The 20,679-nt window shown below is 72.2% G+C and carries 26 protein-coding genes; 20 read left to right on the forward strand and 6 right to left on the reverse strand.

What is annotated here, in order from left to right; genetic code table 11:
- The 16 genes from rplR (at position 1) to rplQ (ending at position 10,900) form a co-directional block, all read left to right on the forward strand.
- Entirely contained in the window at positions 1-384 is a 384-nt protein-coding gene (gene rplR, locus ASF47_RS00450) for a 50S ribosomal protein L18 (protein ID WP_056862086.1), read from the forward strand.
- 37 nt (positions 385-421) lie between these two features.
- A complete protein-coding gene (rpsE, locus tag ASF47_RS00455) occupies positions 422-1,051 on the forward strand; it encodes a 30S ribosomal protein S5 (protein WP_056862087.1) in 630 nt (209 codons plus the stop codon).
- Entirely contained in the window at positions 1,051-1,233 is a 183-nt protein-coding gene (rpmD, locus tag ASF47_RS00460; protein WP_056862088.1) for a 50S ribosomal protein L30, read from the forward strand. The genes rpsE and rpmD overlap by 1 nt, the downstream gene beginning before the upstream one ends.
- Before the next feature lies 1 nt (position 1,234).
- Positions 1,235-1,675, forward strand: a complete 441-nt coding sequence (gene rplO, locus ASF47_RS00465) for a 50S ribosomal protein L15 (protein ID WP_056862089.1) — start codon at positions 1,235-1,237, stop codon at positions 1,673-1,675.
- Between the two features lie 169 nt (positions 1,676-1,844).
- A complete protein-coding gene (secY, locus tag ASF47_RS00470; RefSeq protein ID WP_056862090.1) occupies positions 1,845-3,146 on the forward strand; it encodes a preprotein translocase subunit SecY in 1,302 nt (433 codons plus the stop codon).
- Between the two features lies 1 nt (position 3,147).
- On the forward strand, positions 3,148-3,723 hold the full coding sequence (locus ASF47_RS00475) for an adenylate kinase (RefSeq protein ID WP_056862091.1): 576 nt from the start codon (positions 3,148-3,150) through the stop codon (positions 3,721-3,723).
- A gap of 8 nt (positions 3,724-3,731) precedes the next feature.
- Entirely contained in the window at positions 3,732-4,547 is an 816-nt protein-coding gene (gene map, locus ASF47_RS00480) for a type I methionyl aminopeptidase (protein ID WP_442937557.1), read from the forward strand.
- An 81-nt stretch (positions 4,548-4,628) separates the two neighbouring features.
- Complete coding sequence (locus ASF47_RS00485) at positions 4,629-5,624, forward strand: TerC family protein (RefSeq protein ID WP_056862092.1); 996 nt, start codon at positions 4,629-4,631, stop codon at positions 5,622-5,624.
- A gap of 28 nt (positions 5,625-5,652) precedes the next feature.
- On the forward strand, positions 5,653-6,714 hold the full coding sequence (locus ASF47_RS00490) for an LLM class flavin-dependent oxidoreductase (RefSeq protein ID WP_056862093.1): 1,062 nt from the start codon (positions 5,653-5,655) through the stop codon (positions 6,712-6,714).
- A 242-nt stretch (positions 6,715-6,956) separates the two neighbouring features.
- Positions 6,957-7,178, forward strand: a complete 222-nt coding sequence (gene infA, locus ASF47_RS00495; protein WP_026145687.1) for a translation initiation factor IF-1 — start codon at positions 6,957-6,959, stop codon at positions 7,176-7,178.
- A gap of 74 nt (positions 7,179-7,252) precedes the next feature.
- A complete protein-coding gene (gene rpmJ, locus ASF47_RS00500; RefSeq protein WP_056862094.1) occupies positions 7,253-7,366 on the forward strand; it encodes a 50S ribosomal protein L36 in 114 nt (37 codons plus the stop codon).
- Positions 7,367-7,575: 209 nt separating this feature from the next.
- The gene (gene rpsM, locus ASF47_RS00505; protein ID WP_056862095.1) at positions 7,576-7,950 is read left to right on the forward strand and encodes a 30S ribosomal protein S13; all 375 of its coding nucleotides are present in this window, start codon (positions 7,576-7,578) and stop codon (positions 7,948-7,950) included.
- A gap of 68 nt (positions 7,951-8,018) precedes the next feature.
- Positions 8,019-8,426 carry a 30S ribosomal protein S11 gene (rpsK, locus tag ASF47_RS00510; protein WP_056862096.1) on the forward strand — a complete coding sequence of 136 codons (408 nt, stop codon included), beginning with the start codon at positions 8,019-8,021 and terminating at the stop codon, positions 8,424-8,426.
- A gap of 26 nt (positions 8,427-8,452) precedes the next feature.
- Positions 8,453-9,061: a 30S ribosomal protein S4 gene (rpsD, locus tag ASF47_RS00515; protein ID WP_056862097.1), complete on the forward strand. Its 609-nt coding sequence runs from the start codon at positions 8,453-8,455 to the stop codon at positions 9,059-9,061.
- A 124-nt stretch (positions 9,062-9,185) separates the two neighbouring features.
- A complete protein-coding gene (locus tag ASF47_RS00520; protein ID WP_056862098.1) occupies positions 9,186-10,202 on the forward strand; it encodes a DNA-directed RNA polymerase subunit alpha in 1,017 nt (338 codons plus the stop codon).
- A gap of 116 nt (positions 10,203-10,318) precedes the next feature.
- Complete coding sequence (rplQ, locus tag ASF47_RS00525; RefSeq protein ID WP_056862099.1) at positions 10,319-10,900, forward strand: 50S ribosomal protein L17; 582 nt, start codon at positions 10,319-10,321, stop codon at positions 10,898-10,900.
- A 59-nt stretch (positions 10,901-10,959) separates the two neighbouring features.
- On the opposite strand, the gene ASF47_RS00530 is transcribed toward rplQ, so the two are convergent.
- A complete protein-coding gene (locus ASF47_RS00530; protein WP_056862100.1) occupies positions 10,960-11,937 on the reverse strand; it encodes a ketopantoate reductase family protein in 978 nt (325 codons plus the stop codon).
- 7 nt (positions 11,938-11,944) lie between these two features.
- Entirely contained in the window at positions 11,945-12,304 is a 360-nt protein-coding gene (locus tag ASF47_RS00535; protein ID WP_056862101.1) for a GntR family transcriptional regulator, read from the reverse strand.
- A gap of 61 nt (positions 12,305-12,365) precedes the next feature.
- On the opposite strand from ASF47_RS00535, the gene ASF47_RS00540 reads away from it, so the two are divergent.
- Positions 12,366-13,265, forward strand: a complete 900-nt coding sequence (locus tag ASF47_RS00540) for a PfkB family carbohydrate kinase (RefSeq protein ID WP_228942203.1) — start codon at positions 12,366-12,368, stop codon at positions 13,263-13,265.
- An 18-nt stretch (positions 13,266-13,283) separates the two neighbouring features.
- Here the strand turns inward: ASF47_RS00540 and ASF47_RS00545 are convergent, their stop codons facing one another.
- A complete protein-coding gene (locus tag ASF47_RS00545; protein WP_056862103.1) occupies positions 13,284-14,975 on the reverse strand; it encodes an FAD-dependent oxidoreductase in 1,692 nt (563 codons plus the stop codon).
- Positions 14,976-14,992: 17 nt separating this feature from the next.
- On the opposite strand from ASF47_RS00545, the gene ASF47_RS00550 reads away from it, so the two are divergent.
- From ASF47_RS00550 to ASF47_RS00560, 3 genes are read left to right on the forward strand one after another with little or no spacing between them, the layout of a single operon-like run.
- Positions 14,993-15,745 (forward strand): hypothetical protein, encoded by a 753-nt coding sequence (locus tag ASF47_RS00550; protein WP_200918903.1) that lies wholly within the window; start codon positions 14,993-14,995, stop codon positions 15,743-15,745.
- 11 nt (positions 15,746-15,756) lie between these two features.
- Complete coding sequence (gene truA, locus ASF47_RS00555) at positions 15,757-16,587, forward strand: tRNA pseudouridine(38-40) synthase TruA (protein WP_056862104.1); 831 nt, start codon at positions 15,757-15,759, stop codon at positions 16,585-16,587.
- Positions 16,580-17,200, forward strand: coding sequence for a class I SAM-dependent methyltransferase (locus ASF47_RS00560; protein ID WP_056862105.1), 621 nt, complete (start codon positions 16,580-16,582; stop codon positions 17,198-17,200). Before truA ends, ASF47_RS00560 begins: the two co-directional genes overlap by 8 nt.
- A gap of 104 nt (positions 17,201-17,304) precedes the next feature.
- Here ASF47_RS00560 and ASF47_RS00565 read toward each other — a convergent pair whose 3' ends face one another.
- Genes ASF47_RS00565 through ASF47_RS00575 form a run of 3 tightly spaced genes read right to left on the reverse strand, consistent with a single transcriptional unit; the run spans position 17,305 to position 20,674 of the window.
- Positions 17,305-18,648 carry an ABC transporter substrate-binding protein gene (locus tag ASF47_RS00565; protein WP_056862106.1) on the reverse strand — a complete coding sequence of 448 codons (1,344 nt, stop codon included), beginning with the start codon at positions 18,646-18,648 and terminating at the stop codon, positions 17,305-17,307.
- Positions 18,645-19,796, reverse strand: coding sequence for a branched-chain amino acid ABC transporter permease (locus ASF47_RS00570; protein ID WP_082499869.1), 1,152 nt, complete (start codon positions 19,794-19,796; stop codon positions 18,645-18,647). Before ASF47_RS00570 ends, ASF47_RS00565 begins: the two co-directional genes overlap by 4 nt.
- On the reverse strand, positions 19,796-20,674 hold the full coding sequence (locus ASF47_RS00575; protein WP_056862107.1) for a branched-chain amino acid ABC transporter permease: 879 nt from the start codon (positions 20,672-20,674) through the stop codon (positions 19,796-19,798). The genes ASF47_RS00570 and ASF47_RS00575 overlap by 1 nt, the downstream gene beginning before the upstream one ends.
- Between the last annotated feature and the right edge of the window lie 5 nt (positions 20,675-20,679).

Here is a 20,679-nt window from a genome sequence, read left to right on the forward strand (position 1 = left end):
ATGGGCATCTCGCTCTCGAACAACAAGCACACCGCCGCTCGCGTCAAGTCGCGCCTGCGTCGCCAGGTCCGTGGCCGCAAGAAGGTCGCCGGCACCGCCGAGCGCCCTCGCCTGGTCGTGACCCGCTCCTCCAAGCACATCACCGTCCAGGTCGTCGACGACCTGGTCGGCAAGACGCTGGCCTCGGCCTCCACCATGGAGACCGACCTGCGCGGCTACGAGGGCGACAAGACCGCCAAGGCGAAGAAGGTCGGCGAGCTCGTCGCCGAGCGCGCCAAGGCTGCCGGTGTCGACGGGGTCGTCTTCGACCGCGCCGGCAACAAGTACCACGGCCGCGTCGCGGCCCTCGCGGACGGCGCCCGTTCGGGCGGCCTGACGTTCTGATCCAGACATCGCAAGTGAAGAGAAGAGGAACAGTCTCATGAGCGGAGCCCAGCGCGGACAGCGCAGTGGCGAGCGCCAGTCTGGTGACCGTCGCGGTCGCGACGACCGTCGCGGTGGCCAGGCTGACAAGACCGCCTACATCGAGCGCGTCGTGGCGATCAACCGCGTCGCGAAGGTCGTGAAGGGTGGTCGTCGCTTCAGCTTCACCGCCCTCGTGGTCGTCGGTGACGGCGAAGGTCTGGTCGGAGTCGGCTACGGCAAGGCCAAGGAGGTGCCCGCGGCGATCGCCAAGGGCGTCGAGGAGGCCAAGAAGGCCTTCTTCCGGGTCCCCCGGATCCAGGGCACGATCCCGCACCCCGTCCAGGGTGAGAAGGCGGCCGGCGTGGTCATGCTGCGTCCCGCCTCGCCCGGTACCGGCGTCATCGCCGGTGGCCCGGTGCGTGCGGTGCTCGAGTGCGCCGGCATCCACGACATCCTGAGCAAGTCGCTCGGGTCGTCGAACCAGATCAACATCGTGCACGCGACCGTCGAGGCGCTGCGCATGCTCGAGCAGCCCGAGGCCGTGGCCGCCCGTCGTGGCCTGCCGGTCGAGGACGTCGCCCCGGCGGCGCTGCTCAAGGCGCGCACCGAGGTGCCCGCGGGCGTCTCGCAGGAGGTGTCCTCCTGATGGCACAGCTCAAGGTCCAGCAGAAGAGGGGCACGGTCGGCCTCAAGGCCAACCAGCGCGAGACGCTGCGCACCCTCGGCCTGAAGCGGATCGGTGACGTCGTCGTCAAGGAGGACCGTCCCGAGATCCGCGGCATGGTCAACACGGTCCGTCACCTGGTGACGGTCGAGGAGGTCGACTGACATGACGCTCAAGCTGCACCACCTGCGCCCCGCTCCGGGCGCCAAGACCGCGAAGACCCGTGTGGGTCGCGGTGAGGCCTCGAAGGGCAAGACGTCGGGTCGCGGTACCAAGGGCACCAAGGCCCGGTACCAGGTCCCGGTGGCCTTCGAGGGTGGCCAGATGCCGATCCACATGCGTCTGCCCAAGCTCAAGGGCTTCAAGAACCCGTTCAAGGTCGAGTTCCAGGTCGTGAACCTGGACCGGATCAGCGCGCTCTTCCCCGAGGGTGGCTCCGTCACCGTCGACGAGCTCGTGGCCCGCGGTGCCGTCCGTGACGGTCACCCGGTCAAGGTCCTCGGCCAGGGCGACTGCTCGGTCAAGGTCGACGTGAGCGCCCACGCGTTCTCGGCGTCGGCCAAGGAGAAGATCGAGTCCGCAGGCGGCACCACCAGCCTGGTCTGACCCAGCCCCGTCAAGGCGCGGCCGGCACCGCTCACCAGCGTGCTGGCCGCGCCTTTGCCGTCACTCGTGAGGCCGACGAGGTGTGGGTCACCACCCCTGTTAGGCTTCCCGAGGCTTCCATGGTCGTCCGTGGGAGCCGCTCATCGTTGTGAGGAAAGAGGATCTGCCCGTGCTAGGCGCCTTCGCCAACGCTTTCCGGACACCGGACCTGCGTCGCAAGCTGCTCTTCGTCCTGGGGATCATCGTGATCTTCCGGGCCGGGTCGCAGATCCCCGCCCCCGGCGTGAACGTCGCCAACGTCCAGCAGTGCATCGACATCGCGCAGACAGGTGACAACGCCAGCCTCTACAGCCTGGTGAACCTGTTCTCGGGCGGAGCGCTGCTCCAGCTCACGATCTTCGCGCTCGGCATCATGCCGTACATCACCGCCAGCATCATCCTGCAGCTGCTCGTCGTGGTCATCCCGCGGCTCGAGGCGCTGAAGAAGGAGGGCCAGGCGGGCCAGACGAAGATCACCCAGTACACCCGCTACCTCACCCTGGGCCTCGCGCTGCTGCAGGCCACGGGCATCGTCGCGCTGGCGCGATCGGGCAGCCTGCTGCAGTGCAACCTGCCGCTGCTGCACAGCAACGGCACCCAGACCTTCCTGGTCATGGTCATCACCATGACCGCCGGCACCGCGGTGATCATGTGGCTCGGCGAGCTCATCACCGAGCGCGGCATCGGCAACGGCATGTCGATCCTGATCTTCACCCAGGTCGTCGCGACCTTCCCGGCCGCGCTCTGGGAGGTGCAGAAGAGCCAGGGCTGGTGGGTCTTCGGCCTGGTCATCGCGATCGGCCTGGTCATCATCGCCGCGGTCATCTTCATCGAGCAGGCCCAGCGCCGGATCCCGGTGCAGTACGCACGCCGCATGGTCGGACGCAAGATGTTCGGCGGCAGCTCGACCTACATCCCGCTGAAGGTCAACCAGGCCGGCATCATCCCGGTCATCTTCGCCTCCTCGCTGCTCTACCTGCCGGCGATGGCGGTGCAGTTCAACCAGACCAACCCCTCGCCGTGGGTGGAGTGGATCAGCAAGTACTTCGTCACCGGGGCCCACCCGCTCTACATGGCGACGTTCTTCCTGCTCATCGTCTTCTTCACCTACTTCTACGTCTCGATCACCTTCAACCCCGTCGAGGTGGCCGACAACATGAAGAAGTACGGCGGCTTCATCCCCGGGATCCGGGCGGGCAAGCCGACCGAGGACTACCTGTCCTACGTCCTGTCCCGCATCACGCTGCCGGGCGCGCTCTACCTCGGACTGATCGCCCTCATCCCGCTCATCGCCCTCGTGCTGATCGACGCCAACCAGAACTTCCCGTTCGGTGGCACCTCGATCCTCATCATGGTCGGCGTCGCGCTGGACACGGTGAAGCAGATCGAGAGCCAGCTCCAGCAGCGAAACTACGAAGGATTCCTCCGCTGACATGCGAATGATCTTCATGGGCCCGCCCGGGGCCGGCAAGGGCACCCAGGCCAAGTTCGTCGCCGAGCACTTCGGCATCCCCGCCATCTCCACCGGCGACATCTTCCGCGCCAACGTCTCCCAGGGCACCCCCCTCGGCGTCGAGGCCAAGCGGTACATGGACGCCGGCGACTACGTGCCCGACGAGGTCACCAACCTCATGGTGCGCAACCGCATCGACGAGGACGACGCCACGCCCGGCTTCCTGCTCGACGGCTACCCGCGCACGCTGGCGCAGGTCGAGGAGCTCGACGGGATGATCGCCTTCACCGGCCACTCCCTCGACGCCGTGGTCGTGCTCACCGTCGACGAGGACGAGCTGGTGGCCCGGCTGGTGCAGCGCGCCCAGGTCGAGGGTCGCGCCGACGACACCGAGGACGTCATCCGACGCCGCCAGGAGGTCTACGCCGAGCAGACCGAGCCGCTCATCGGGGTCTACCGCGACCGCGGCCTGCTGGTCGAGGTCGACGGCATGGGCGAGGTCGCCGACGTGACCAAGCGGATCTTCGACGCCCTCGACGACCTGCCGCAGAGCTGACCGTGGGCCTGCTCGACCGCGGCCTGGAGATCAAGACCCCGGAGCAGGTCGTCGCGATGCGTCGCGCCGGCCTGCTCGTGGGGGAGACCCTGGAGCTGCTGCGCTCCGCGGTGCGTCCCGGCATCAGCACCGCCGAGCTCGACGCCGTGGCCGAGGACGCGATCCGCAGCGGCGGGGGAGTGCCCTCCTTCAAGGGCTACCACGGGTTCCCCGCCTCGATCTGCGCCTCGGTCAACGACCGGGTGGTGCACGGCATCCCCGGCCCCGACGAGGTGCTGGCCCCCGGTGACGTCATCTCCATCGACTGCGGCGCGATCGTCGAGGGGTGGCACGGCGACGCCGCGATCACCGTGGCGGTCGGCGAGGTGTCGGCGGAGCTCGTGGAGCTGATGCGCGTCACCGAGGAGTCGATGTGGCGCGGCATCGCCGCGGCGCGGCTCGGCGGACGGGTCTCCGACATCGGTCACGCGGTCGAGACCTACGTCCGCTCGCAGGGCGACTACGGCATCCTCGAGGACTACACCGGGCACGGGATCGGCACCGAGATGCACCTGCCGCCCAACGTGCCCAACTACGGCAAGCCCGGCAAGGGCCCCAAGCTCGTCCGCGGTCTGGCCCTGGCCGTGGAGCCCATGATCACCCTCGGCAGCGCCGAGACCGACGTGCTCGACGACGACTGGACCGTCGTGACCACCGACGGCAGCCGCGCCGCGCACTTCGAGCACACCTTCGCCCTCACCGCCGACGGCGCCTGGGTCCTGACCGCCCTCGACGGCGGCGAGGAGGCCCTCACCGGCCTCGGGGTCCCGTTCGGCGGACGGTGACCCCGGCGGGTACCGTGAGCCCGCTCCGCACCGGGTCCCCGACCCGGCTGCACCACTGACACCAATCGGAAAGGTCCCGTCGTGGACGTCGCCCCCTGGCTGTGGTGGACCACGGTCCTCCTCACCACCGGCCTGCTCCTCGTCGACGTCTTCGTCATCGGACGCCGGCCCCACGAGCCCACCACCCGCGAGACCTCGCTGCACCTGGCCGGCTTCGTCGCCCTCGCGGTCGTCTTCGGCCTGGGGGTCTGGTACTTCGCCGGCGGCCAGTACGGCGGGGAGTTCTTCGCCGGCTGGCTGACCGAGTACTCGCTCTCGGTCGACAACCTGTTCATCTTCATCATCATCATGACCAAGCTGCAGGTGCCGCGGCAGTACCAGCAGACCGCGCTGCTCATCGGCATCGTGCTCGCCCTGGTGCTGCGCGGCATCTTCATCGGCGTCGGCGCCGCGGCGATCGAGAACTTCAGCTGGGTCTTCTACCTCTTCGGCGCCTTCCTCATCTACACCGCCGTCAAGCTGGCCAAGGAGGGCGGCGACGACGACGAGCACTACGAGGAGCCCAAGCTGGTCGCGATCGCGCGCAAGCGGCTGCCGCTGACCGAGCACTGGAACGGCGTGAAGTTCACCGTCTCGGAGAACGGCAAGCGGATGCTCACCCCGATGTTCATCGTGGTGCTCTCCCTCGGCGTGACCGACCTGCTCTTCGCCCTTGACTCGATCCCGGCCATCTACGGCCTCACCAGCGAGCCCTACCTGGTCTTCACCGCCAACGTCTTCGCGCTGATGGGCCTGCGCCAGCTCTACTTCCTCATCGGCGACCTGCTGCAGCGCCTGGTCTACCTCTCCTACGGCCTGGCCTTCCTGCTCTTCTTCATCGGCGTCAAGCTCGTCCTGCACGCCATGCACGAGAACGAGCTGCCCTTCGTCAACGGCGGCGAGCACATCGAGTGGGCGCCCGAGGTGCCGATCTGGCTCTCGCTGCTCGTCATCGTCGGCACCCTCGCGGTGACCACCGTGCTCAGCCTGCTCAAGGACCGCAGCACCCGGCGCAAAGCCTCGATCGGCGCGGAATAGCCCTCCGCGGGGTGGGGTTGGGACGGTGATGACCCAGTCACGCAGCCACCAGACCAGCCCCACCCTCTCCGTGCTCGACCTCGTGCCGGTGCGCAGCGACCAGACCTCGGGCGACGCCCTCGCCGCCACTCTCGAGCTCGCGCGCGAGGCCGACGCGCTGGGCTACCGGCGCTACTGGGTGGCCGAGCACCACAACATGCCGGCCGTGGCCTCGACCAACCCCCCGGTGGTGATGGCGATGATCGCCGGCGCCACCGAGCGGCTGCGCGTGGGCTCGGGCGGCGTCATGCTGCCCAACCACGCCCCGCTGGTGGTGGCCGAGCAGTTCTCGCTCCTCGAGGCCGCCTACCCGGGTCGCATCGACCTCGGCATCGGGCGCGCCCCCGGCACCGACCCGGTCACCAGCTACGCGCTGCGCCACGGGGCCGGCGGCGTCAGCGACGAGGCCGTCACCCGGTTCCCCGAGTACGTCGACAACGTGCTGGCCATGATGGAGCCTGAGGGCGTCGCCGTCGCGGTGGCGGGTCGCCAGCAGGTGCTCAAGGCGACCCCGGCGGCCGCCGGTGTGCCCGAGATGTGGCTGCTGGGCTCCTCCGACTACTCCGCCCGCCTGGCCGCGGAGAAGGGCATGCCCTACGTCTTCGCGCACCACTTCTCCGGCAGCGGCACCGCCGAGGCGCTCGAGCTCTACCGCTCGACCTTCCGCCCGTCCGCCGCACTGGCCGAGCCGCGCACCTTCCTGACCGTCAACGTCTCGGTGGCGCCGACCGCGGAGGAGGCCCGCCTGCGCGCCCTGCCGCAGCTGCAGATGATGCTGGCCCTGCGCACCGGGCAGCCGCTGCAGGCCCAGGTGCTGGTGGAGGAGGCCGAGAAGGTCCAGGCCTCGCCCGCGCAGCAGGACGTCATCGACGCGATGGCCGCGCGCTGGGTCATCGACGCCCCCGAGGCGGCCCGCGCCCGGGTCGCCGAGCTGGCCTCGACGTACGACGTCGACGAGGTCATGGTCGTGCCGGTGGCCGGGGCCCACGTGGGCACCGAGCCGGGCAGCTCGCCCGCGCGCGTGGAGACGCTGCGGCTGCTCGCCGCGTGATCCGAGCGCAGCGCCCGAGCTGATTAGGGTTCTGGGGCGCGCGCGAACTAAACTGGCGTGTCGGCCCAACGTGGGTCTGTCCTGCGCTCCTCGAGGCTGCCCGTCCGCCGGGTGAGGAGCGCCGGTCGGCTTCACGAGGTCCACCCCCGCCCCCGGGCGGAGGAGGTTCCCGGGCCACCCGCAGGGCACCCGCCCCGCGGTGCAGCACACGGTAGACAACCGGACAACAGATTGTGGAGGACATGCCGAAGAAAGAAGGCGTGATCGAGCTCGAGGGCACCATCACGGAGGCCCTGCCCAATGCCATGTTCCGCGTCGAGCTGAGCAACGGCCACAAGGTCCTCGCCCACATCAGCGGCAAGATGCGCCAGCACTACATCCGGATCCTCCCCGAGGACCGCGTGGTGGTGGAGCTTTCGCCGTACGACCTCACCCGGGGTCGCATCGTCTACCGCTACAAGTAAGCGGTGCCGCGAGACCGCTCGCCGGCGCACGCGTCAAGCCGACAGCCCCCCGGGGCCACGAAAGGACCTCCGCGATGAAGGTCAACCCCAGCGTCAAGAAGATCTGCGACAAGTGCCAGGTGATCCGTCGCCACGGCCGCGTCATGGTCATCTGCGAGAACCCGCGCCACAAGCAGCGCCAGGGCTGAGAGGCCCGCTGCAGCCCGGCTGCACCCCGCACCACCCGCACCACCACAACTGAACACACCTCAACGTGATCGCTTAGCCGCCCTGGACGCGGCGAACCACCCCCGGAGCAGAGGCCGGGGCCCGGGCACGACGGCTCGCCGTCGAGATCCCCCCGGGGCGCGACACGACCAGAAACCTCTGTGGACTACCCGAAGGGACCGCCAGACACATGGCACGCCTCGTTGGAGTGGATCTCCCGCGCGACAAGCGCATCGAGATCGCTCTCACCTACATCTACGGCATCGGCCGTACCCGCTCCCAGCAGCTGCTCGCCGAGACCGGGGTCGACCCGAACACCCGCGTGCACCAGCTGGGTGACGAGGAGCTGGTCAAGCTCCGCGACGCCATCGAAGCCAACTTCAAGATCGAGGGTGACCTCCGTCGCGAGGTCCAGGCCGACATCCGTCGCAAGATCGAGATCGGCAGCTACCAGGGTCGCCGCCACCGCATGGGCCTTCCGGTCCGCGGTCAGCGCACCAAGACCAACGCGCGCACCCGCAAGGGTCCCAAGCGCACGGTTGCCGGCAAGAAGAAGGCCAAGTGACGCGACGGCCCGCGCCGTCCCACCTGCCCTTCCTCACCTCAACGACCAGCTACCCCAGGAGATAACGCATGCCTCCCAAGAGCCGCGCAGCGGCTGGCGCCAAGAAGGTGCGCCGCAAGGAGAAGAAGAACGTCGCTCAGGGCGAAGCCCACATCAAGAGCACGTTCAACAACACCATCGTCACGATCACCGACCCCACCGGTGCGGTGATCTCGTGGGCCTCGGCCGGCACCGTCGGCTTCAAGGGCTCGCGCAAGTCCACCCCCTACGCCGCGCAGATGGCCGCCGAGGCCGCCGGGCGTCGGGCCATGGACCACGGGATGAAGAAGATCGACGTCTTCGTCAAGGGTCCGGGGTCGGGTCGTGAGACCGCGATTCGCTCGCTGGGTGCCATCGGCCTCGAGGTCGGCACCATCCAGGACGTCACGCCCACCCCGCACAACGGCTGCCGCCCTCCCAAGCGCCGCCGCGTCTGACCCGAGACCTAGAAGGAGACTGAACCATGGCCCGTTACACCGGACCCATGACCCGGAAGTCGCGCCGTCTCGGTGTCGACCTCGTCGGTGGCGACCAGGCTTTCGAGCGTCGTCCCTACCCGCCCGGCGCCCACGGCCGCGGCCGCATCAAGGAGAGCGAGTACCTCCTGCAGCTGCGCGAGAAGCAGAAGGCCCGCTTCACCTACGGCGTGCTCGAGAAGCAGTTCCTGAACTACTACAAGGAGGCCTCGCGCCGCACCGGCAAGACCGGTGACAACCTCCTGCAGCTGCTCGAGTGCCGTCTCGACAACGTGGTCTACCGTGCCGGCTTCGCCCGCACGCGCCGCCACGCCCGCCAGCTGGTGACCCACGGTCACTTCCTGGTCAACGGCCACAAGGTCGACATCCCGTCGTTCCAGGTGACCGCGCACGACATCATCGACGTCCGCGAGAAGTCGCTGGAGACCACGCCGTTCATCGTCGCGCGTGAGACCCACGGCGAGCGCGTCGTCCCGGCCTGGCTCGAGGCCCTGCCGAACCGCATGCGGATCCTGGTGCACCAGGTGCCGACCCGGGCGCAGATCGACCTTCCGGTCCAGGAGCAGCTCATCGTCGAGTACTACTCGAAGAAGTGACCCTCGGGTGTCGCCCCCGTCCTCCGGGCCGGGGGCGGCGCCTGTTGCTGCTCCACCCTCCCTTTCCACATCCTCGCAGTTCGGGCCCGTCAAATAGCGGGTGGGCCCGGAAAGGAAAACACCAGTGCTCATCGCACAGCGCCCCACCCTCTCGGAAGAGTCCGTCGACGAGTTCCGCTCGCGCTTCGTCATCGAGCCCCTCGAGCCCGGCTTCGGCTACACGCTCGGCAACTCGCTGCGCCGCACGCTGCTCAGCTCCATCCCCGGCGCCTCGGTCACCAGCATCAAGATCGACAACGTCCTGCACGAGTTCTCGACCATCGACGGCGTCCGCGAGGACGTCACCGAGCTGATCCTGAACCTCAAGGGCCTCGTGGTCTCCTCCGAGCACGACGAGCCGGTCACCATGTACCTGCGCAAGTCGGGTGCCGGTGACGTCACCGCGGCCGACATCGCGCCCCCGGCCGGTGTCGAGGTGCACAACCCCGACCTCAAGATCGCGACCCTGTCCGAGAAGGGCAAGATCGAGATGGAGCTCGTCGTCGAGCGCGGCCGCGGCTACGTCTCGGCCGTGCTGAACAAGGGCGCCGACAACGAGATCGGCCGCATGCCGGTCGACTCGATCTACAGCCCCGTGCTGAAGGTGACCTACAAGGTCGAGGCCACCCGCGTCGAGCAGCGCACCGACTTCGACAAGCTCGTCATCGACGTCGAGACCAAGCCCTCGATCCGTCCCCGCGACGCGATCGCCTCGGCCGGCAAGACCCTCGTCGAGCTCTTCGGCCTCGCCCGCGAGCTCAACGTCGAGGCCGAGGGCATCGACATCGGCCCCTCGCCGGTCGACGAGCAGCTCGCCGCCGACCTCGCCCTCCCGGTCGAGGACCTGCAGCTGACCGTGCGGTCCTACAACTGCCTCAAGCGCGAGGGCATCCACACCGTGGGTGAGCTCATCAGCCGCTCCGAGCAGGACCTGCTCGACATCCGCAACTTCGGCGCGAAGTCGATCGACGAGGTCAAGGCCAAGCTGGTCGAGATGGGCCTGTCCCTCAAGGACAGCGCCCCCGGCTTCGACCCCCACGCCGCTCTCGCCGCCTACGGCGAGGACGACGACGACGCCTTCGTCGAGGACGAGCAGTACTGAGTCCCAGCACCACCCCGCTCCACCCCCGCACCACCCGCAGCACCCAGCCCTGACCGGCACCGCGCCGGTCGACTACCCGGGTACCTGGTACGGCCCGGGAGAAATGAGAGAGAGCCATGCCCAAGCCCAAGAAGGGTCCCCGCCTCGGCGGTAGCCCGGCCCACCAGCGCCTCATCCTGGCCAACCTCGCGACCGCGCTCTTCGAGCACGGCCGGATCACCACCACCGAGTCGCGGGCGCGCACGCTGCGTCCCTACGCGGAGAAGCTGATCACGAAGGCCAAGAAGGGCGACCTGCACAACCGCCGCGAGGTCCTCAAGACCATCCGCGACAAGGGCGTCGTGCACGTGCTCTTCACCGAGATCGCCCCGACCATGTCGGAGCGTCCCGGTGGCTACACCCGCATCACCAAGCTCGGCCCCCGCAAGGGCGACAACGCCCCCATGGCCGTCATCGAGCTGGTGACCGAGGCCTACACCCCCTCGGCTCCCCGCACCGCCGCTCCGGGCGCCGCAGCCCCGGCCGCGCCCGCCGAGGAGGCTCCCGCTGAGGAGACCACCAGCGACGAGACCGCCACCGACGAGGCGCCCGTCGAGATGACCGACGAGGCCTCGCCCGAGGGCAGCGTCGTCGCCGAGGAGCAGGCCGCCGAGGCCGACTCCGACGAGGGCGACAGCAAGGACGAGACCAAGGCCTGAGCCTGGTCCTCACCGCACCGAGGCCCGCCACCCCGCTGGGGTGGCGGGCCTCGTGCCGTTCACGGCCTCACCGGCAGCCGGGCGAGCAGCCCGGCCGCATCCAGGGTGCCCGGTGCGGCACGGGTGCGCGCCGCGGCGGCCGTCGCCTCCTGGACCAGCGCGTTGGCGGGGGTCGCGACCCCGTGCAGGCGCCCCAGCAGCACGATCTCGCCGTTGAGGTAGTCGACCTCGCTGCTGCCGGCCCCGCGGGCCAGGCTCTGCCAGGTGGAGCTGCCCGCCTCGTCGCGTCGCGCCAGCGGGCGCAGCAGGTCGCCGCGCCGCTCCCGGTCGGCCACCTCGGTCACCACGTCGACCCCGGCCGCGGCCAGCACCACCTCGCCCTCGGCGCGGACGCGGCGCACGAGCTCCTCGGCGGCGGGGGAGTCGGCGCAGGTGGCGTCGACGCCGTTGCCGAGGTTGAGCAGCAGCTTGCGGTGCTTCCAGGCCATCACGTCCTCGCGCACGACGCTGTCGAAGCCCGCGGCGCGGTAGGCGGCGCCCACCGCGTGGTCGACCTCGTCGGAGCCGACGGGGCAGCGGCCCACGTCGAGCAGGCCGGGTCGGCCCAGCGAGTGCAGCACGACCTCGCCGGGGCGCAGGTGGCTGGCCGGCATCATCACGCAGACGCCGTGCACCGCGGGCATGCGCCGCAGGGCGGCGCGCTCGTTGGCCACGCCGTTCTGCAGGCACACCAGCGGCGTGGTGGCCGGGGCATGGGCGAGCAGGGCGTCGAGGGCGTCGGCGCTCTGGTGGGACTTCACGGCCAGGTGGACCACGGCGTCGGCGTCCCAGGCGACCTCGCCGGGCCCGCCGACGACGGGCACGTCGACCCGGCGCACGTCGTCGCCGACCGCCAGGGACAGCCCCCGGGCGCGCAGGGCCTCCAGGTGGGCACCCCGGGCGACGAGGGTGACCCGGGCGCCGGACTCGTGGAGGAGCGCGGCCACGGCGCCGCCGATCGCCCCGGCGCCGACCACGACGTGGTGGAGCCGGCTCACCGGCCGCTCACCCGCGCCAGGCCTGCTCGACGAGCCGGGTCGCCTCGGCCAGGGAGAGGCCGAGGCGCCGCGCGGACTCGACGTACGCCGCCGCGGCGGCGCCGGCCGCCGGACCGGACGCGGCGGCGCCCGCGGTGACCGAGGTGCCGCGGCGTCCCTCGGTCACGACCACGCCGTCGGCCTCGAGCTCGCGGTAGGCGCGCGCCACGGTGCCGGCGGCGACGCCGAGCTCGGCGGCCAGGGCGCGCACGGTCGGCAGCCGGGTGCCGGCGGGAAGGTCGCCGGAGGCGGCTCGGCGGGCGATCTGGGTGCGCAGCTGCTCGAAGGGCGCCTCGCCGGAGGCGGGGTCGAGCGGGTGGACGGTCATGGGCTGCACGCTAGTGCCCGGCGCGGGCCGCGGCCGGGCCCGGCGTGGTAGAAGCATGCCTATGGATGCACAGGTGCTGGTGGTGGGGGAGTCGCTGGTCGACGTGGTGCACCGCGCGAGCGGGGAGCGGGTCGAGTACGCCGGGGGCAGCGCGGCCAACGTCGCGGTCGCGCTGGCCCGGCTGGGGCGCCCGGTGCGCTTCGCGACGGCCTTCGCCGACGACCACCACGGGTCCATGGTGCGCGACTACCTCGAGGCCGCCGGGGTGCGGCTGGCCTGCGACCCGGCGGCGATCGACCGCACGGCGACCGCGGCGGCGACGATCGGCGCCGACGGGGCGGCGTCCTACGAGTTCGACCTCGACTGGCGGCTGCTGCCCGTGGAGCGCGAGCCGGCGCCGGTGGCCGTGCACACCTGCTCGCTGGGCGCCGTGCTGGCCCCGGGGGCCGAGGACGTGCTGACTCTGCTGGAGGAGCTGCGCGGCGCCGCCACGGTGACCTACGACGTCAACGCCCGGCCCGCGATCACCGGCACCGGGCCCGACGTGGTGGCGCGCGTGGAGCGGGTGGCCCGGCTCGCCGACCTGGTGCGGGCCAGCGACGAGGACCTCGAGGCGCTGTGGCCCGAGCTCGACCTCGCCGAGGCCGTCGCGCACCTGCGGGGTCTCGGCGCGGCCGTGGTCGTGGTGACGCGCGGCGCCGACGGTGCGTCGTGGACCTCGGCCCAGGGCGAGGTCGTGGTCGCCTCGCGACGCGTCGAGGTGGCCGACACCATCGGCGCGGGCGACACCTTCGGCGCGGCGCTGGTCGACGCCCTCGCCGAGCGGGGGCTGCTCGGGGGCCGGCTCGGGCCGATCGGCGACGACGTGGTGGTCGAGGTGCTCGAGCACGCGGCGCGGGCGGCGGCGATCACCGTCTCGCGTCCCGGCGCCGACCCGCCGTGGCGCCACGAGATGGCCTGACGCCCCGGCGCCCGCACGTCAGCGCCCGGCCAGCCACCGGTGGACCAGCGGCACCACCGAGGCGCCCTCGCCGCTGGCGGCGGCGACCCGCTTCATCGAGCCCGAGCGGATGTCGCCGGCCGCGAAGACGCCCGGCAGCGTCGTGGCGAGGTCGGCGGGCGGCAGGCCGTCGGTCCAGCGCTCGCGGGGCACGTCGCGCCCGGTGAGCACGAAGCCCTGCGCGTCGCGCTCGACCTCCGCCGGCAGCCACTCGCAGTGCGGCTCGGCGCCCAGCAGCAGGAACAGCCCGCCGGCGGCGACCTCCTCGCGGGCGCCGCTGCGGGTGTCCTCGAGCACGAGGCGCTCCAGCCGGCCCGCGCCGCCGTCGACGACGGCCGTGCAGGTGCGCACCGCGATGCGCGGGTTGTGGTCGATCTCGCCGACGAGGTACTGCGACATGGTCTCGGCCAGCGAGGGCCGGCGCACCAGCACGGTCACCGAGCGGGCGAAGCGCGACAGGTGCACCGCGGCCTGGCCGGCGGAGTTGCCGCCGCCCACGACGTAGACGTCCTGGCCCTCCATCTCGCGGGCCGCGGTGAGCGCGGCGCCGTAGTGGACGCCGCGTCCCACGAGCTCCTCCAGCGGCTCGACGCGCAGCTTGCGGTAGGCCACGCCGGTCGAGACGACGACCGCGCGGGCCCTGACCTCGCCGGCCTCCGTGCGCACGACGTGCGGCCCCCCGTCGACGCCGGGCAGGAGTGCCTCGACCGACCAGCCGGTGAAGAACTGCGTGCCGAAGCGCAGGGCCTGGTTGCGGGCGCGCTGGGAGAGCCGCATGCCCGAGATGCCGCGGGGGAAGCCCAGGTAGTTGCGGATCATCGAGCTGGTGCCGGCCTGGCCGCCGATCGCCTCGGCCTCGAGCACGACGGTGGAGAGCCCCTCGGAGGCGGCGTAGACGGCCGCGCCCAGGCCCGCCGGCCCGGCCCCGACCACGACCAGGTCGACGACCTCGTCCACGGCGACGTCGCCGGGGGCGCCGTAGACCGAGAGCGCGACGTCGCGCACGCTGCGCGCCTCGACCACCTCGCGGTTCAGCGCGTGGACCAGCGGGTACGCCGCGTCCGGCCGGGCCAGCGCCCGCACGTGCCGGCCGCCCTCGCTGTCGGGGTGGTGGACCCGGCTGGGCATGCCCATCCGGTCGAGGTAGTCGCGGATGGCCAGCGTGAGGCCGTCCTGCTCCGGCGCGACGATCGTGACCGAGACGACCTCGGGGTCGGCGACCGTGGAGCCCCAGTCGGAGAGCAGGTCGGTGACGGCGTGGTGGAACTCCTCGTCGCGGGTGCCGCGCGGCATCAGCAGGTAGGCGTCGTACTTGCCGGCCGCCATGCCCGCGCGCAGCGGGGGGCCGTCGGGGATGAAGCGCTCCCAGTGGGCGGCGATCATCCGCCGGGCGGTCGGCACCACGGTGCGCCAGCGCCCGAAGGCCTCGAGCACGTGGCAGTCGGGCAGCACCGACTCGGTGACGAAGAGGGCGACCGTGCCGCCCTCGGTGCGCACCCGGGCGGCGACCTCCTCGGCCTCGGCGCACGAGGTGGCCGTGCGCAGGTCGTACTCGCGCTCGTAGCGCCCGAAGTGCTCGCGCAGCTCGTCGGCGCGGGTCTCGGAGACCAGCACGATGGTGGGGGCGGTGGGGTGCTGCAGGGGCACCACGGTGGCCGGGTCGTCGCTCACGCCCCGAGCCTAGGCGGGTGAACCGGACCCGGGGCAGCGCGTGGTGGGGTGGCCCGATGGTGCTCTACGCCGCCGACCCGGCCCGCCGCACGTGGCAGCTGCTCCTCGACCTCCTCGTGGTGCTGTGGGTGGTGCTGGCCGTCTGGGCCGGCACCCAGGTCACCGACGCCCTCGGCGGGGTGGCCGACCAGGTGCGCCAGGTCGACGACGCGGGGACCAGCCTGGCCGACAACCTCACCGGCGCCGGGGACACCCTCGACGGCACCCCGGTCGTGGGCGACGAGGTCGCCGCCCCCTTCGACCGGGCCGCCGAGGCCTCCGCGGGCATCGCGCAGGCCGGCGCCGACGGCGCCGACGCCGTCGACCGCGTGGCCTTCTGGTCGGGGGTGGTCACCGCCCTGCTGCTGGTGCTGGTCGCGCTGCCGTGGTGGCTGCCCGGGCGGGTGCGCTTCGTGCTCACCGCGACCCTGGCGCGGCGCTACCTGCGCGCCGGCGGCGACCCCGACCTCTACGCCGTGCGGGCGCTCGCCCGCCAGCCCGTGCGCGTCCTGGCCCGCGTGCCCGACGCAGCCGCCGGTTGGCGGCGCGGCGACCCCGCGACCGTGGCCGCCCTGGCCACCCTCGAGCTGCGCGCCGCCGGGCTCGCGGGCGTCGCGCCGGACGACGTGCCCGCCGACGCGCCTGCCGCCGCCGCCGCCACCGCCCCGGCCGCGCGACCCGCACCGCCGCGCACACCGGGCGGCCCGCCGCCCGGCCCGCCCGGGCCCTAGGATCGTCCACCGTGCGCCTGCGGATCGATCTCGCCTACGACGGCACCGGCTTCCACGGGTGGGCGGCGCAGCCGACGCTGCGCACCGTGCAGGGCGACGTCGAGGCGGCGCTGGCCACGGCGCTGCGCAGCGAGCGGGTGCCGGTGGTCTGCGCCGGGCGCACCGACACCGGTGTCCACGCCCGCGGTCAGGTGCTGCACCTCGACGTCGACCCCGCGGTGCTCGCGGCCTCGGCCGGGCGCGCGACCGAGCCGCCGCTGGAGGCGCTGGCCCGTCGCCTCAACGGCATCCTCGCCGCCGACGTGCGGGTGCACCGCGTGAGCGAGGCCCCGCCGGGCTTCGACGCCCGCTTCGGGGCCACCTGGCGCCGCTACGCCTACCGCGTGGCCGACCGACCCGACCTCGTCGACCCGCTCGCGCGGCTGCACGTGCTGGCCTGGTCGCGCCCGCTGGACCTGGCGTCCATGCAGACCGCCGCCGACGACCTGGTCGGGCAGCACGACTTCGCCTCCTTCTGCCGCCGCCGCGAGGGGGCCACCACCATCCGCACGCTGCTGGAGCTCGCGTGGTCCCGCGACGCCGACGGTCTCGCCGTGGCCACCGTGCGGGCCGACGCCTTCTGCCACTCGATGGTGCGCTCGCTGGTCGGCTGCCTGCTCGCCGTCGGCGACGGCCGCCGGCCCACGACGTGGCCCGCCGAGGTGCTGGCCGCCGGCGTCCGCTCGCCCGCGGTGGCCGTGGCCCACGCCCACGGCCTCACGCTCGAGGAGGTCGCCTACGCCGAGGACGACCAGCTCGCCGCCCGCGCCGAGCAGACCCGCGCCAGGAGGACCTGTGACTGACCAGCCCGAGGACCGCTCCGAGGACCACTACTTCACCGCCGACCCCTCGGTGCCCTTCACCCGCGCCGTCGTCGCGGCGCACGTGTGGGGCCACGACCTCGAGCTCGTCTCCGGGTCGGGCGTCTTCGCCCGCGGCCGGGTCGACGTCGGCACCGCGGTGCTCTTCCGCGAGACCGAGCCGCCGTCGGCCGGGCGGGTGCTCGACCTGGGCTGCGGCTACGGCGTCATCGGGCTGGCCGTGGCCGTCGCCGTGCCCGGCGCCGAGGTCACCGCCGTCGACGTCAACGAGCGCGCGGTGCTGCTGGCGGGGGAGAACGCCGCGGCGCTCGGCGTCGCGGACCGCTTCACCGCGCTCACGCCCGACGCGGTGGCCGAGGGCGCGACGTACGACGAGATCTGGTCGAACCCGCCCATCCGCATCGGCAAGGCCGCGCTCCACGAGCTGCTCCTCACCTGGCTGCCGCGCCTGGCGCCGGGCGGGCGCGCGGTGATGGTGGTGGGCAAGAACCTCGGCGCCGACTCGTTGCAGCGCTGGCTGGGCGAGCAGGGCTGGCCCACCGAGCGGCTGGCCAGCGCCAAGGGCTTCCGCGTGCTGGAGACGCGGCGGGGCTGAGGCCCGGCCGAGGACGGACGCAGACGGGCCGCCCGCCCCCGGAGGGACGGACGGCCCGTGCCGTGCGGCTCGGCGTGCTGTGCGGCTCAGGTGGTGCGGCCGGCTCAGGGCGCCTCGGGGATGCCGGACTCCGGCGGGGCGTCGTCGGCCTGGCCGGAGCTGTCCTCCTCGATCGGGGCGTCGCCGATGTCGGTGACCAGCACCGGGGTGATCGGGTCGCTGGCGCCGCCGTTGAGCTCGACCAGCTGCACGCCGGAGATGCCGAGGTGGCTGTCGGCGGAGTAGCGGAAGGGCGCCAGCTGCGGGCCCTCCAGCGACTCGCCGGACTCCTCGAGGGCCTCGACGAGGCCGTCGCGGGTGAGGTCCTCGCCGGCCGCGGCCAGGGTCTGCACGAAGGCGTAGGCGCTGGACATGCCGTAGATGCGGAAGTTGCTCAGCTCGCCCTCCTCGCCCTCCTGGTCCCAGACCTTCTGCCACAGCTGGGTCCACGGGTTGTCGGTGTCCTCGACGCCGGGGATGTACTCCGAGGTCAGGATCCCGTCGAGGGAGGAGTTGTCGCCCTCGACCGCGCCCTCGGAGAAGCGCGAGAGCAGGGAGCCGACGAGCTCGGGGTCGGAGCCGATGTTGGAGTAGAACCACTGCGGCTCGTAGCCCAGCCGCAGCGCCACGAGCTGGCTCAGCGCGGTGTAGGACGGGGTGTTGAAGGACAGCACGAGGTCGGCGTCGGCCGACTGGAGCGCGGCGATCTGCGGGCCCACGTCGGTGTTGCCGGAGGTGTAGCGCTGCACCTCGACGATCTGCTCGTCGAGGAACTGGCGCACCCCGACCTCGGCGTCGGCGCCCAGGTCGTCGTCCTGGAGGAAGAGGCCCACCTTGGCGTCGGGCATGTTCTCGGCGACGTACTGGCCGATGATCTTGCCCTCGATCTCGTAGTCGGGCTGCCAGCCGAAGGTGTAGGGCCGGTTCTCGACGTCGTCGCCCCACTGCAGCGAGCCCGAGGAGACGAACATGTCGGGCACGCCCTCGTCGTTGAGGAAGTCCACGACCGCGCTGTGGGTCGGGGTGCCGAGGCCGCCGACCATCGCGAAGATCTCGTCCTGGAGCACCAGCTCGTTGGTGACGGTGCTGGTGTTGGTGGGGTTGTAGCCGTCGTCGCGCACGATGTAGTCGATCTGGCGGCCGTTGATGCCGCCGGCGGCGTTGACGTAGTCGAAGTACGCCGCGGCGCCCAGCGGGATCTCGCTGTAGCCCGGGGCCGCGACCCCGGTCAGCGGGAAGTGCGCGCCGATGGTGATGGTGTCGTCGGTGACGCCGATGTCGGTCGACCCGCCGCTGTCACCTCCGCCCCCGTCGGACTCGCGGTCGCCGCCGGCGCCGCACGCTGCGAGCAGCGTGGAGGCGGCGACCAGTCCGGCCAGCGGGCCGATGAGCCTGGCTCGTCTTGTCATGTGGGTGTTCCCTTCGAGGAGGTGGGGACGGTGCTGCGGGTGGGGGAGTCGGGGGTGCCGGTCGTGCCGGTAGTGCTGGCCGCGACCGGCGCCGGGGCAAGGGCGACCCGGGCCTGGCGGCGGATGCGCCAGGCGCGGAAGGAGCCGGCGATGCCGGCCGGGGCGAGCAGGATGACCGCGATCATGACCAGGCCGTAGACGAGTGGCGCCAGCTCGGCGGCCCGCAGGTCGCTGAGGCCGGCGTCGCTGCCGACGCTGGTGACGAAGGGCGGCAGGAAGGTCAGCAGCGCCGCTCCGACCAGGGCGCCGCCCAGGCTGCCCAGACCGCCCAGGACCACCGCGGTGAGCAGGGTGAGGCTGAGGGTGAGCGTGAAGCCGCTGGGCGCGGCCAGCCGCACGGTGAAGGCCAGCATGGCGCCGGCCGCCCCCGCCGCGGCGGCGCTGACCATGAAGGCCGAGACCCGCGAGCGGCCCAGCCGGATGCCGGCCAGCTCCGCGGAGACCTCGCCGTCGCGCACGGCGCGCCACCGGCGGCCGACCCGGCCGCGGGAGAGGTTGGCCAGCAGCACGTAGGTGATCGCGAGGGTGGTCCACGCCATGAGGGCGACCCAGCCGCTGCGGGTCATCTCGGTGCCGGTGAGGAGGTACTCCGCGTCCAGCGCCCAGACCGGCACGTCGGGCATCGAGACCCGCAGGCCCTGCTCCCCGCCGAGGGTCTCGCCGAAGTAGAGCGCGATGCCGGGCACGGCGACGGCCAGGGCGAGGGTGGCGCCGGCGAGGTAGGGGCCGTGGAGACGGGCGGCGGCCGCGCCGACCGCCGTACCGACCGCGAGCGTGACGAGCACCGACACCAGCACCACCAGCGGCAGCGGCGTCGAGGCGTCGCGGTCGGGCAGCATGAGGGCCGCGGTGTAGGCCCCGATCGCCATGAGCGCCCCGTGGCCCAGCGAGATCTGGCCGTTGAGGCCGGTGAGGATGGTCAGCCCGCCCGCGGCGATGCCGAGGTAGGCCATCGAGGAGAGCTGGATGGCCCGGAAGTCGTTGACCGTCTCGAGCAGCAGCAGGACGACCAGCAGGCCGACGAGCGCGACGAGGACGTGGCGACCCAGGACGGAGTCGCGCCAGAGGCGCTGCAGCTTCGCGGGCATCAGACGCGCCTCTCCGCGGCCTGGGAGAACAGGCCCCCGGGTCGCAGGGTCAGGACCAGCATGAGGATGCCCAGGGCGGCCAGGGCGACGAGCTCGGAGCCGACGTAGCCGCTGACGAAGCTGAGCGAGACACCGAGGGTCAGGCCCCCGACCACCGCGCCGATGGGGCTCTCCAGGCCGCCGAGCACGGCGGCCACGAAGCCGTAGACGACGACGGAGTCCATGTAGCCCGGGTGGACCAGGCTGCCGCCGGCGATGAGGATGCCGGCCAGGGAGCCGACCAGCGCGGCCAGGGCCCAGCCGAGGGTGAGCATGCGCCCGACCCTGACGCCCAGCAGGCGGGCGACCTCCTGGTTGTAGGCCGCGGCCCGCATGCGCAGGCCCACGTCGGTGAAGCGGAAGAGCGCCACCAGCAGCGCCATCACCACCACGACCGCGCCGATGGTGAAGACCCCGAAGCCGGTCAGCGCGATGGTGCTGCCGCCGACCTCGAAGCCGCGGATCCCGAACGGCGCGGGGAAGGAGCGGTAGGCGTTGCCGAACACCACGGCCGCGAGGGCGTGGAGCACGATGAAGAGGCCCAGGGTGAGGATGACGGCGTTGATCTCGGGCTTGTCCTCGACCGGGCGGATCAGCACCCGCTCGACGACCGCGCCGAGCACGAGGCCCGCGAGCAGGGCGGCGGCGAAGCCGATCCAGTAGGAGTAGCCGGCGTCGATGAGGGTGAGGGCGATGAAGGTGGTCACCATCGCCATCGGCGCCTGGGCGAAGTTCACGATCCGCGTGGAGCGGAAGATCAGCACGAGGGCCAGCGCGAACGCGGCGTAGACCATGCCGAGGGTCAGACCGCCGAGGGCGGTGTTCAGCAGCTGCTGCACGAGGT

The organism is Nocardioides sp. Leaf285, assembly GCF_001422955.1.
Lineage (GTDB): Bacteria > Actinomycetota > Actinomycetes > Propionibacteriales > Nocardioidaceae > Nocardioides > Nocardioides kribbensis.